The organism is Streptosporangium sp. NPDC050148, from assembly GCF_055586505.1.
Genome location: NZ_JBVJIA010000014.1, coordinates 47,049 through 58,882, shown reverse-complemented (window position 1 = coordinate 58,882; position 11,834 = coordinate 47,049). Strand labels below are relative to the sequence as shown.

At 71.8% G+C, this 11,834-nt stretch carries 15 protein-coding genes; 8 read left to right on the top strand and 7 right to left on the bottom strand.

Annotated features, from left to right (window positions below; translation table 11 throughout):
* Positions 1-76 precede the first annotated feature (76 nt).
* From ACZ6RT_RS17715 to ACZ6RT_RS17695, 5 genes are all read left to right on the top strand, one after another.
* The gene (locus tag ACZ6RT_RS17715; protein WP_399194807.1) at positions 77-916 is read left to right on the top strand and encodes an MOSC domain-containing protein; all 840 of its coding nucleotides are present in this window, start codon (positions 77-79) and stop codon (positions 914-916) included.
* Between the two features lie 357 nt (positions 917-1,273).
* The gene (locus ACZ6RT_RS17710) at positions 1,274-1,537 is read left to right on the top strand and encodes a hypothetical protein (protein ID WP_399194809.1); all 264 of its coding nucleotides are present in this window, start codon (positions 1,274-1,276) and stop codon (positions 1,535-1,537) included.
* Positions 1,538-1,713: 176 nt separating this feature from the next.
* On the top strand, positions 1,714-2,331 hold the full coding sequence (locus ACZ6RT_RS17705) for a restriction endonuclease (protein WP_399194811.1): 618 nt from the start codon (positions 1,714-1,716) through the stop codon (positions 2,329-2,331).
* Positions 2,332-2,495: 164 nt separating this feature from the next.
* Positions 2,496-3,158, top strand: a complete 663-nt coding sequence (locus ACZ6RT_RS17700) for a DUF899 domain-containing protein (RefSeq protein ID WP_399194813.1) — start codon at positions 2,496-2,498, stop codon at positions 3,156-3,158.
* Positions 3,155-3,676, top strand: a complete 522-nt coding sequence (locus ACZ6RT_RS17695) for a pyridoxamine 5'-phosphate oxidase family protein (protein WP_470154705.1) — start codon at positions 3,155-3,157, stop codon at positions 3,674-3,676. Before ACZ6RT_RS17700 ends, ACZ6RT_RS17695 begins: the two co-directional genes overlap by 4 nt.
* 201 nt (positions 3,677-3,877) lie before the next feature.
* Here ACZ6RT_RS17695 and ACZ6RT_RS17690 read toward each other — a convergent pair whose 3' ends face one another.
* Together ACZ6RT_RS17690 and ACZ6RT_RS17685 are read right to left on the bottom strand one after the other, a co-directional pair.
* A complete protein-coding gene (locus ACZ6RT_RS17690; RefSeq protein ID WP_470154704.1) occupies positions 3,878-4,021 on the bottom strand; it encodes a hypothetical protein in 144 nt (47 codons plus the stop codon).
* Positions 4,018-5,046, bottom strand: a complete 1,029-nt coding sequence (locus ACZ6RT_RS17685; RefSeq protein ID WP_470154702.1) for an AraC family transcriptional regulator — start codon at positions 5,044-5,046, stop codon at positions 4,018-4,020. Before ACZ6RT_RS17685 ends, ACZ6RT_RS17690 begins: the two co-directional genes overlap by 4 nt.
* A 132-nt stretch (positions 5,047-5,178) precedes the next feature.
* On the opposite strand from ACZ6RT_RS17685, the gene ACZ6RT_RS17680 reads away from it, so the two are divergent.
* Positions 5,179-6,039 carry an NAD(P)H-binding protein gene (locus ACZ6RT_RS17680; RefSeq protein WP_470154701.1) on the top strand — a complete coding sequence of 287 codons (861 nt, stop codon included), beginning with the start codon at positions 5,179-5,181 and terminating at the stop codon, positions 6,037-6,039.
* Between the two features lie 106 nt (positions 6,040-6,145).
* On the opposite strand, the gene ACZ6RT_RS17675 is transcribed toward ACZ6RT_RS17680, so the two are convergent.
* The 3 genes from ACZ6RT_RS17675 to ACZ6RT_RS17665 all read right to left on the bottom strand — a co-directional run bounded on the left by ACZ6RT_RS17675 (position 6,146) and on the right by ACZ6RT_RS17665 (position 8,026).
* On the bottom strand, positions 6,146-7,051 hold the full coding sequence (locus ACZ6RT_RS17675; protein ID WP_399194823.1) for an aminoglycoside phosphotransferase family protein: 906 nt from the start codon (positions 7,049-7,051) through the stop codon (positions 6,146-6,148).
* Positions 7,052-7,354: 303 nt separating this feature from the next.
* Positions 7,355-7,705, bottom strand: coding sequence for a DoxX family protein (locus ACZ6RT_RS17670; RefSeq protein WP_470154699.1), 351 nt, complete (start codon positions 7,703-7,705; stop codon positions 7,355-7,357).
* 15 nt (positions 7,706-7,720) lie between these two features.
* A complete protein-coding gene (locus ACZ6RT_RS17665) occupies positions 7,721-8,026 on the bottom strand; it encodes a hypothetical protein (protein ID WP_470154698.1) in 306 nt (101 codons plus the stop codon).
* Positions 8,027-8,131: 105 nt separating this feature from the next.
* On the opposite strand from ACZ6RT_RS17665, the gene ACZ6RT_RS17660 reads away from it, so the two are divergent.
* Positions 8,132-9,061 (top strand): LysR family transcriptional regulator, encoded by a 930-nt coding sequence (locus ACZ6RT_RS17660; protein ID WP_470154696.1) that lies wholly within the window; start codon positions 8,132-8,134, stop codon positions 9,059-9,061.
* 54 nt (positions 9,062-9,115) lie between these two features.
* On the opposite strand, the gene ACZ6RT_RS17655 is transcribed toward ACZ6RT_RS17660, so the two are convergent.
* Complete coding sequence (locus ACZ6RT_RS17655; RefSeq protein ID WP_399194832.1) at positions 9,116-9,466, bottom strand: hypothetical protein; 351 nt, start codon at positions 9,464-9,466, stop codon at positions 9,116-9,118.
* Between the two features lie 440 nt (positions 9,467-9,906).
* Positions 9,907-10,935 (bottom strand): DNA-processing protein DprA, encoded by a 1,029-nt coding sequence (locus ACZ6RT_RS17650; RefSeq protein ID WP_470154694.1) that lies wholly within the window; start codon positions 10,933-10,935, stop codon positions 9,907-9,909.
* 256 nt (positions 10,936-11,191) lie between these two features.
* Here ACZ6RT_RS17650 and ACZ6RT_RS17645 point away from each other — a divergent pair, with 256 nt between their 5' ends.
* Positions 11,192-11,737: a GNAT family N-acetyltransferase gene (locus tag ACZ6RT_RS17645; RefSeq protein ID WP_470154692.1), complete on the top strand. Its 546-nt coding sequence runs from the start codon at positions 11,192-11,194 to the stop codon at positions 11,735-11,737.
* Positions 11,738-11,834 lie beyond the last annotated feature (97 nt).

Sequence of the window (11,834 nt, the reverse complement as noted above, 5' to 3'; positions counted from 1 at the left end):
TACGGCCGCCGAGTCTGGCGTCGTGTGCGGAGTCCCCGTAGTGTCGCGACGTGCGGGCGACACGACGGGAGAGACGATGACGGCCGTGATCAGCGAACTGATCTCGTATCCGATCAAAGGCTGTGCGGGTGTCCCGCTGGGCGAGACGGTGCTGACCCGTGCGGGCCTGGCCCACGACCGCAGCTTCATGGTCGTCGACAAGGACGCGACGTTCCGCAGCCAGCGCCGGGACCCCCGGCTGGCGGTGATCCGGCCGTCCGTCGACGCCCGTGGCGAACGGCTCACGCTCCGCGCCCCCGGTTTCGAGGACCTGCACGTCGCCATCGACCTGGACGCCCCCCGCCGGGAGGTGGACCTGTTCGGCCAGAAGTACCGGGGGATCGACCAGGGCGAGGCGCCCGCCGAGTGGCTGTCGTCGGTGCTCGGCTCGCCGAGCAGACTGGTACGGGTGCCACCGGAGCACGACAGGGCCGCCGACGGCCTGACACCTGGAACCTCCGGGTACGCCGACAGCCACGCCGCCCACATCCTCTCCCGGGCCACGCTGGACGAGCTGAACCGGCGGGTGAGCGGGCCCGCGGTACCGATGTCCAGGTTCCGCCCGAACATCGTGATCGACGGGTGGGACGAGCCCCATCGGGAGGACCTCGCCCACCGGGTGGTCGTCGGCGACGCGGAACTCGGATACGCCAAGCTCGCGGTCCGCTGCGCCGTCACGCTGGTCGACCAGGACAGCGGCGAAGGTGCCGGGCCCGAGCCCCTCAGGACCCTGGCCACCTATCGCCGTACCGCCAAGGGCGTCGTGGTGTTCGGCGCCAAGTTCTCCGTCCTGCGCCCGGGGCGGCTCGCCGTCGGTGACACGCTGACCGTGCCCGTCTGGGCCGAGTCCCGGCACGGCGAGCCACTGCCCGTCTGACCGCGGTCCCCGTCGCGGCCCGGCCCGTAGGGTCCCGTCACGGTCCGTAGGATCCCGTCACGGCTCATACGGCCCCGGTCCGGCCGTACGGCGGTGGCCCGGCCGTACGGCGGTGGCGATAGTAGCGGCGGGGCGGCGGGGACGGACATTCTTGGGGGCCTTTCATTTCAGCGCTGACGGCGGTCTCCCCTATCGCTCGCCGAAACCGGAACATTCCTCTCACCACGCGGATACGCATTTCTCATCGTCCGTCCTTGACGAATCCCTGCCATTCGGATGCCGTTCTTCGGTGGCGCGTGTTTACATCTCATGTGGTCCACCGTGCCCATGAATCCACCCGCCCCCAAGGAGGGGACCATGCCCGAAGGCAGGTTCTACCGGCGAGGCCATTGGGTCAGGAAACGCGGCTCGAAAGGAAGGACCGGTTCGGGGTGGCTGATGCTGGCCCTGCTGGCCGGAGCGGTGTTCCTGTGGTCACAGGTGTTCGACGGCGGGCAGGAGGCACCCCCGCCGTCGCCGCCGGCCGTGGAGACGGCCGGGCCTGACGAGGTCCCGCCTCCCGAACCGACCACGGATCCGGCGGACGAGCCTCCGCCCCCCGAGCCGACCGGAGAGCCGTGAGATCCCGGCCCCGGTTCTCACGTTCCTCGCGTTTCCCGCGGTCCTCGCGGCCCTCGCGGCCCTCGCGTTTCCCGCGGCCCTTGCGGTCCTCGCGTTTCCCATGGTTCTCGCGGCTTTTCCGGCCGCGGATGCCCGCCGGGCCTACGGAATGGTGTGCCGCCGCCGTCGTCGTACTGGTGACCGGTTTCTTCGCGGTCAAAGGAATTCAGGCGGTCATCGGCCTGGTTCTCGGCACCTGGTACGTGGGCGTCCCGGTGGGGGTGGGCGCCGTCGCGACGATCGCCGTCTGGACGCGAGGGAGGGTCGTCTCCCACCGGCGCCGGGCCGAACGCCTGCGGGCCCTGCGCCTGACCCTGGCCGACCTGGACGCCATGTCCCCCACCGAGTTCGAGCTGGCCGTACGCGATCTCATGATCCGTGACGGTCTCCGCGCCGAGCACGTCGGCCGGCGAGGGGACAGGGCGGCCGACGTCATCGGCCGCGACCGTCTCGGGAACGTCGTCGTGGTGCAGTGCAAGCACACCACCACCGGCGCCAGGGTGGGGGCGCGGGTCATGTACGAGGTCAACGGAACCGCCGTCTCGGTCCACGGGGCCGACTACGCGGTGGTGGTCACCAACGGCTCCTTCACCCGTGACGCCCGGCAGATGGCGGAGCTTTTCCGCCTCCGCCTTCTCGGCAGGGAGGAACTCGACCGCTGGGCGGCGGACGGGACACCGTTCCAGCACTTCGCGGGCCCGTCGAACCCGCTGCGCCGGTGGCGGCGCCCGCGCCTGCCCTCCACCCGTCCCTGACCGGGCGCGCTCAAGAACCGGGACCAGGACCGGGACCAGGACCGGGACCAGGACCGGGACCATGACACCCGCCCGGTCCGGCCGAAGAGGTTCCTTCAGGAGACGGTACCTGTTAGGTTCTTCCCCATGAGTTCCCTTAGGGAACGTACGGAGGGGAGTCCATCGTGAACCGTCCCGAGGTCGTCTCGGAGCAGGAGTGGCAGGCCGCGTGGGAGGCACTGCTGGTCAAGGAGAAGGAGCACACCCGCGCCCTGGACGCGCTCGCCGCCGAGCGGCGCAGGATGCCGATGGTCCGCGTCGACAAGGACTACGTCTTCCAGGGCCCGGACGGGCCGGCGAGCCTGCTCGACCTGTTCGACGGGCGGCGTCAGCTCATCGTCTACAGCTTCATGTGGAACGACGGCGAGCACTTCTGCTCGGGATGCTCGATGTTCACCGACAACATCGGCCACCTGGCCCATCTCCACGCGCGTGACACCACCCTGGTGCTGGCCTCCCGCGGCCCGCTGGACGAGATCACGCCGTTCAAGGAGAGGATGGGCTGGACGATCCCGTGGTTCTCGTCGCTGGGCACCGGCTTCAACGAGGACATGGGGGCGGGTGACGGGTTCGCGCTGAACGTCTTCCTCCGCGACGGCGACGAGGTCTACCGCACCTACTTCACCACCGGGCGGGGCGTCGAACGGCTCGGCAGCAACTGGACCTTCCTCGACCTGACCCCGCTCGGCAGGCAGGAGACCTGGGAGGACTCGCCCGAGGGCCGGCCGCAGACCGAGCCCTACGAGTGGTGGCGCCTGCACGACGAGTACGCCGGGCGCGAGGCGTGAGCACCGCCCTCCCCGTCGCCGAGCTCCTGTTCGGCGAGGCCGACGCGACGCCGATCAGCACGGACGAGGCGACGGTGAAGCCGTGGGAGCTGGCGCGGGAGTGCCTGCGGACGGCCCCGAAGGTGTGGCTCTCGACCGTGCGGCCCGACGGCCGCGCGCACGCCATGCCCGTGATGCCGGTCTGGGCCGACGACGCCCCCTGGATCACGACCCGCCCGACGTCCCGCAAGGGACGGAACCTTGCCGCCAACCCCTCGTGCGTCGTCACGGTCTCCTCCGAGACCCTCGACCTGGTGGTCGAGGGCGAGGCCGTCCGGGCGCGGGACGAGGCCACGCTCCGGCGGGTGGCCGCCGCCTTCGAGGCGAAGTACGGCTGGGAGCTGGCGGTACGCGACGGCTCCGTGCACGAGGACCACCTTCCCGGCTCGCCCGAGTACGGCTTCTACCGGATCACGCCCGTGCGCGCCTTCGGCTACGGCGCGGACGGCCTGACGGCGACGCGCTGGCGGTTCTCGTAGCGCGGCGTTCCCGCGTTCCCGCGTTCGCGCAGTACAGCGCTCCCCGGCTCGGGCAGTGCGGCGTTCCCCCGTTCGTGTGACGCAGCATTCCCCGGCTCGGGCAGCGCGGCGCTCCCGCGTTCGTGTGACGCGGCGTTCCCCGGCGAAAAGGCGACCGCGGCGTGGGTGTGACCGCACCGCCCTCAGGGGCGGGCGGTGCGGTCACATCCCGCCCGCCGTGCTCTCCCACACGATCGACCGGTACGGGATCACGATCTCGGCCGCCGACGTCGCCGTCCCGTCGGCCGAGCAGCAGGCCGTCGACGTCTTGGCCCGCGGGTCGCGGCCGAGCAGGGCGCGCGTCACACCGGCGCCTCCCGGCCGGTGGGCCGTGGGTCACCGCTCCGGGTCCCGGCCCGGCCCCGCCGGTAGGCGCCGGGCGCGATGCCGTACTCCCGTTTGAAGGCGGCGGCGAAGGCGAACTCCGAGGCGTACCCGACCCGGCCGGCCACCTCGCCGAGCACGGCGTCGGTCTCGCGCAGCAGCCGGGCCGCGACGGTCATGCGCCACCAGGTCAGGTAGGTCAGGGGCGGCCGGCCGATCAGCGAGGTGAAGCGCCGGGAGAAGGCCGCCCTGGACAGCCCGGCCCGCGCCCCGAGCGTCTGGACCGTCCAGGGACGGGCGGGATCGCGGTGCAGGGCGTGCAGCGCGGCACCGATCGCCGGGTCGCCCAGGGCCGCCGCCCAGCCGGTGGCCGTGCCGCGCGCGGCCTGCTCGTCGAACCAGGCACGCAGGATGTAGAGCAGCAGCATGTCGAGCAGGGCGGGGACGACGGTGCCCACGCCGGGACGCGGATCGTCCAGCTCTCCGCCGAGGAGGTCGACGGCGGCGCGCAGTTCGGGACGGTGCCCAAGGCGGGCGGGCAGGTGGACGATCTCCGGCAGGTCGCCCAGGAGCGGGTGGGCGCGGCGGGCGTCGAGCCGGTACCCGCCGCAAAGGGTCACGGTGACCGCCTGCGACCCGTCCGGCCCGGTCCTCCCCACGGACGCCGAGGCGTAGCGGTCCTCGGACCGGGAGTCGCTCAGCGGGTCGCAGGCAGGCCCGTTCAGCGGGGTGCCGGGGCCGTCCGCCAGCGCGTACCCGCCTCCGTGCGGCAGGAACACCACGTCGCCCGCGTTCAGCACGACGGGGGTGCCGTCAGCGCCGTCGCAGGCGTCGGAGGCGTCGCCGGGGGTGGGGATCAGCAGGCACGATCCCTGCAGGACCACGTGGAAACCGGCCGAGCCGCGCACGGCGGGGAAGCGCTGCCCCCAGGGCGCGTACCAGCGGACGCACGCCGAACGGGGCTCCCCGGCCCGGGTCGCGGCGACCACGTCGCTGAGCACGTCCATGGCGGGAGTCTAGACAGGGGGCTCCCCGAAGACGGACACGTATGAGAACGAGACTCATCCGCATTGGCCGTCTCTTCGTCCCCTCGTACGGTTGGGCGCAGGTGAAACGACTCGACCGTTGGGAGCCTTTCGATGACGCGGCGACGCAGGACCCTGGTGCTCGGAGCGACCGGCACGGTCGGCCGGCAGGTCGTGGCGCGGCTCCTGGAGACGGGCGCCGAGGTCCGCGCCCTGGCCCGTGACCCCGGCACGGCCGGCCTGCCGGACGACGTGCAGGTGGTACGCGGCGACCTCGGCGACCTCGGTGACCCGGGTGACCCGGGTGCCCCGGGTGCCCTGCGGGCGTCCCTGGACGGGGTCGAGGCCGTGTTCCTGCTGTGGCCGTTCGCCACGGCCGAGGGGGTGCCCCCGCTCCTGGACGCCGTCGCCGAACATGCCCGCCGCGTCGTCTACCTGTCCTCGGCGGCCGTACGCGAGCACGAGCGGCACATCGAGCGGATGATCGAGCGGTCCGGGCTGGAGTGGACGGTCCTGCGGCCGCACGCCTTCGCGGCCAACGCCCTGCGCTGGGCCGGGCAGATCCGCGCCGAGGCGGTCGTGCGCGAGCCGTACGGCGCGGCCGCCATGCCCCCGCTGCACGAGCGGGACCTCGCGGCGGTCGCGGTGCACGCCCTGCTCGGCGACGGGCACGACGGCGCGACCTACGAGCCGACCGGGCCCGAGACCCTGACCCAGGCCGAGCAGGTACGCGTCATCGGGGAGGTGACCGGCCGCCCGGTGCGCTGGGAGGAGGTCTCACCGCGGGACGCGCGCCGGCGGATGCTCGACCTGGGCTGGCCGCCCCCGGTCGCGGACGGCGTCCTGGCGGCCCAGGCCGCGCTGGTGACCGAGCCGAGGGCCGCCACGGCCACGGTGGAGGAGATCACCGGCACCCCGGCCCGCACGTTCCGCACCTGGGTGACCGACCACGCGGACGCCTTCACTCCCCCGTGAGCCGGCCCACGTCCCTGACCCGGCCACGGGCAGGGCGGCGAGGGGAGACGGGGGCGGCGGGGGGGCGGCGGGGGGGCGGCGGGGGACGCCAGGGGTGACGCGTCCGTCATCCCTCGCGCCGGTGGTCGGCGAGGACCTCGGACGTCGCACGCCGCCCCACGTCGGCGAGCACGTGGTTCCTGGCGCGGTAGTAGTTCTCGGCCGTGAGCCCGAAGCACAGGGCCCAGCCACGCCCCCGCGCCCACGTCGCGTCGTCGACGGCGGACGCCTCGCGGAACGCGTCGCGCGTCCCGGCCGAGAACAGGGTCCAGGCGGCCATCATGTCGCAGGCGGGATCGCCGACGCCCAGCCCGCCGAAGTCGATGACGGCGCTGAGCGCTCCGTCGCGGACCAGCAGGTTTCCCGGGAGCAGGTCGCTGTGCACCCAGACGGGGTCGCCGTCCCAGGACGGAGACCGCAGGACGTCCTCCCACGCCGCGGTCGCGGCGTCGGCGTCCACCGCACCGTCCGCGGCCAGTCCGCGGACGGCGGCCCGGACGTCGTCGTCGCGCGCGCTCACCGGCCCTCCGCGGAAGGAGAGCGGCCCGCCGGTGGCGTCGAGACGCCGCAGGGCCGTCCCGAAACGGCCCAGTTCGGCCGCCGCCCGTTCCAGGTCCGCGATGGGCGCGTCGTAGGCGTTCTCGCCGTCGAGCCAGCGGCACACCGACCAGGGCAGCTCGTAGCCCTCGCCGGGAACGCCCCTGCCGAGGACCTCGGGCACGGCCAGCGGGAGGTGCGGGGCCAGGTACGGCAGCCAGCGCTGCTCCGTGCCGACCTGCCGGGCCGCGCCGGGAAGCCTCGGCAGGCGGACGACCATGGTGTCCCCCAGCCGGTACATGGCGTTGTCGGTACCGGCGGAGCGGACCTTCACCACGGGCAGGTCCGCCCACCACGGGAACTGCGCCGCGACCAGCCGGGCGACGAGCGAGGTGTCGATGTCGAGCTCGTCGGCGTGCATCTTCGTACCGGACACGGATCTCCTCGGCCTGGACCGTGCTCGACGTCGGCACGGGCTCGACGGCGACACGGGCTCGACGGCACATCACCGGGGCGGAGCCTAGCCACCGGCGCCGCGTCGCCGCCACGGCTTTTGAAGGCACCGGACGGGCCCCGGCCGGTGACGGCGCTGGCCGTCAGGCCGGAGACCGGTGAGCCCGTCCCGGTGACCGCGGTGGCCGTCAGGGCCGGAGACCGGAGGACCCGTCCCGGTGACGGCCCACGACGGCCCCCGCACGACGGCGCCGTGTCCCATCCGTGCGGGCGACGATCCCGGTGTTCATCGCGCGACCGCCAGGACCAGGGAGGCGACGGCCAGCGCGAGGTAGACCCCCGGGAAGGCGATGTTGTGGAACACGCGGGCGCGGACGTGGACGACGACGGCGCCGACGAAGAACAGGCAGAGCCCGGCGGCGGCCGCGACGCCGACGGGCCGGACGCCCAGCAGGCCGAGCAGGAGCCCCGTGGCCCCGGCGGCCTTCAGCGTGGCGAGCACCGGGAGCCACGACGGCGGGACCCCCACCTCGGCCCCGTTGGCCAGGACGAACCCGGCCCGCGCCAGGTCGGCCACGGCGATCCCGGCGTTGACCACGATCGTGACGACGGTGACGACCACGTAGGAGGTGAACATTCGCGCGGCCCCGGTTCAGCCGAGGGCCCGGTAGGCCCCGAGGACCTCGAACGGCCGGGGCTCCGGGGCGGGTCCCACGACCCACCTGGCCACCGTCGCCTGCAGTCGCCGCGCCGCCTCCATGCCGGGCAGCGGGTTCTCGGCGCCCTCGTCGAGCTCCAGCAGGGCGACGAACTCGGTGCCGCCGGCGCGGCGCAGGTAGGTGTACCGGATGCCGTCCGGCCGCCGCTCCTCCACCTCGGCGAAGGCCGCCCGGACGGCGTCGGCGACCTCCTGCGCACCCTCGTCGGCCACCTGGTAACGGATCATCAGAACGGGCATGGCGTCTCCTCGCCGGTCGTGGACGGTGGCGAGCCGCCGCTCGCCGCGTCAAGCCTCGACGAGGGCCGGGAACGCGTCCAATATCCGTATCCATAACCTGGAGGCATGGACGTCGACACGCGGTTGCTGCGGTACTTCCTCGCCGTGGCGGAAGAGGGGAACCTCACCAACGCCGCCGGGCGGCTGTTCGTGTCGCAACCGGCGCTGACCAAGCAGATCCGGCAGCTGGAGACCCGGCTCGGGGTGCGGCTGTTCACCCGGTCGCGGACCGGCATGGCCCTCACCGAACCGGGCCGGGCCCTGGCCGAACGGGTGCCCGCCCTGCTGGCCGGCTGGGACCAGGCGCTGCGGGAGACCAGGAGCACGACCAGCAGGGTGGCCCGGGTGCTGCGGGTCGGTTTCCTGGCCAGTGCCGCCAACGAGGCCACCCGGCACATCGTCGCGGCGTTCGCCCGCCGACGGCCGGGGTGGAGGGCCGACATGCGGCAGGCCGCGTGGTCGAACCCGACCGCCGGGCTCGCCGCCGGGGACGTCGACGTCGCCCTGCTGCGGCTCCCCTTCCCCGGCCAGGAGACCCTGCGGGTGGAGATGCTGTTCACCGAACCCCGCTGCATCGCGCTCCCCTCGGCGCACCCGCTCGCCACGCGCGACCTGATCTCCTTCCGCGAGCTGTGGGACGAGCCGTTCGTGGCGGCACCGGCCGAGTCGGGCTGGTGGCGGGACCACTGGCTGGCGGCCGACGAGCGTGACGGCCGTCCGGTCCGCGTCGGCGCCGTCACCGACCGGCCCGACGACTGGCTCAACGCGATCGCCAACGGTTACGGCATCGCCCTGGCCCCCGAATCCGCCGCCCGCTTCTACGCGCGTCCCGGCGTCGTCTACCGGCCCCTCAGCGGGGTCGGCCCCAGCCGGGTCGGCGTGGCCTGGGCGCCCGCCGACGACTCCGACCCCGTCGTCGGAGACTTCGTCCGCTGCTGCCTGGCCGCTGCGGCTTCCCGCCACGACGAGACCGGCACCGCCACGTTCCGACCGTGAACGAGCGGGTCACACGAGTCTGGTCCGGTAATTGCCCACCGAGGGGAGCGGCCTTCACGCTCTGCACAGACAGCAGCGGTCGAAGTCGAAAGGCTCCGCTGACGCCTCCTCCCAGATCCGCTCCCGGTGGGGACTCCAGGAGTCGAACGTGATCAATCGAACGATCACGAGAGCGACCACTGCATGGGCACCGGCCTCGTACAGGGCGGAAGCGGCACTTTGCACATGAGCACCGGACACGACCAGGTCGTCCACCACGAGCACCCGCTCACCGTCGATCCGCTCGCCCGACACCCGAAAGGCATCCGGGTGCGAACAGCGCTCCGCGAGCGCGCGTGCGTTTTCGGTGTCGGGCAGCAGGAGCGGCTTGTACAGGCCCTTCAGCGCACCAACCATGGAGATCACCCGCGACATCGTGGAGGACGTCTCGGTGCACCGGCTCGGCCGGGTACTGGGAATCGTGGTCACCCGTGTGAAAGGACCGCCTGCGACTCCTGCCAGGCAGCCGGCATGTGCCCGGTAGAAACGCGCCAGCGTCGCGGCCATCAACTTTTCCGACCTTTTCCGGGCCTGAGAAGGATTGATGGATCTGTAGGTCACGATCCTGTAGAGCTGGCTTTCGTCTCCTTTCTTTACGGCGAGCGAGATGGGCACTACATGCTCGGCGTGCCGGCGAACACTCCTTGTAGTGAGGTCGCAACTGGCGCAGATGTCGTACGGCTCTCCTGTGAAGCGATCGTCGTTCGGTCCTGTACGGCAGATCCGGCAGACCCCGGGACGTACTGCCGGAACGTTCCTGTAGAGCGGGAGGACGCGATCGGTTATCGCCTTGTCGTCACCCATGTTCAGTACACGGTCGGCTGGGAGGTCATATCTACGATATTGACCGCCTGCCGACATAGGGCGTCAATATCTTGAACGGTAGTGATGCCTCCCCGGAAACCCGCTTGAGCGATCCATGGTTGTTCCTGGTGAAGCCTCTGATGCACGAATACATGTTTTCCCGTTTTCAGGGCGCCTTCGACGCACCTGAAGGAGAAGCCGTTTTCGCGGCCGTCGACCACATGGACGGCAGCCGCCAAGCCGCAGGTCACGATACGTGTCAATTCCACCGTCCGCTGCGTGAAAGCGGTATCGGGCCAGAACTGGGAGACCAGCGCGCCGTCGGCGGCTATCTCCTTGGCCATACTGGCGTACTTATCGACGGTTGCCGGCTCATTGATGCCAGAGGCCAGGACGGCGAGCGTACGCCCGCCAGCAGAAAGGGCGGCCTTGTGGATCGCTACATCGATCTCGGACCTGAGACCCGCGACGATGGTCAGACCGGCCCCGGCCAGCGCGCGAGCCGCTTGTACGGCCTGGTCGATGTCATGTTCGCCGATGACGGCGACCGCCCGGTAGTCGTTCGCGAGCAATCGGCCACGAATCCACAGGAAAGGCTGGAGGTCATAGGCCAATTCGAGGTTGCCCGGATATTCTTTCTCCAGCACAGTGATCAGTTGAGCACCACGAGTTCGGGCGTCCGCGATGAGCCGCTCGGCCCAGGCCAGGTCCCCCGGCCGGAGGTTACGGACGACATCTGCGATATGGGCCCGATCGTCTTCGTCCAGGCCGATGAAGTCACCGTCCACCAGGCGTAGGGCGCCGCATCCGGCCCGAATGACGCGAGCGGTGTGATGCCACCGCCCGGCGGTGGCCTTGGTCAAGGCGAGTACCGCAGCCTTTTCCTTGATCGATGACATGCTGATCACCATCTCGAATGCGGATTCAGGAATGAACATGAGTTCGGGGACCGACAGGGGACAGACGCAGGTGATGCGTTGAGGAGTGGATTCCCATCGTGCCGGGACCGGTGCGCGGATGTGCGGTTTCACGGAGGTGACCTATACCGTGTTGGGGACTTGACGGCCCCGACGCCGAGGCGGCCACCTGCCGGGTCACGCGGTGGACATGGCCGGTTCAGGCGTCCAAGGCGAAGGCCGCCACGGCATCGGCGAAGTCGTTGAACCGGTTTCCCGTACGGTGCGGTCAGGAGGATCGGGTCGTGCGTCACGGCACGATCCCTGAGCGCCCTCGCCGTGTCCACGGGACCGGACGCCGCGAGGTGGCCCGACCGAGGGGAAGGCGACCGTGGTCGAAGTGGTGACCGAGCGGCTGGTGCTGCGTCGCTGGCGTACGGAGGACCTGGAACCGTTGGCGGCGATGGACGGGGATCCGGAGGTCATGCGCTTCATCGGCGACGGCTCGGTCCGTACCAGGGAGCAGACCGCGGCCACGCTCGCGTTCATGGAGCAGGGCTGGGAGGACCGCGGCTTCGGGCTGTTCGCCGTGGAGCTGCGCGAGACCGGGGAGTTGGCCGGTTGGGCAGGGCTGGCGATCCCCGCCTTCCTGCCCGAGGTGCTACCGGCGGTGGAGATCGGCTGGCGGCTGGGCCGGCGTTTCTGGGGGCGGGGCATCGCCACCGAGGCGGCCCGGCAGGCGCTGCGCTTCGGGTTCGTCGAGGTGGGCCTGGATCGGATCATCAGCATCTGCCGCGTCGACCACTCCGCGTCGGCCCGCGTGATGACGAAGCTGGGCATGCGCCAGGAGCGGGAGACGGTGGTCCCCGGCCAGGGGCGGCCGGTGCGGGTCATGGCGATCACCCGCGCTGAGTTCGACGCCGGCCACGGCGGCTGAGCGGATCGTCGGAGCCGGGCGCCCGGCACACCGTCACCGCGTTCCCGCTCGGACGGCGATCGGACACGTGATCGACGACCGCGCGGGCGGAGGGCCG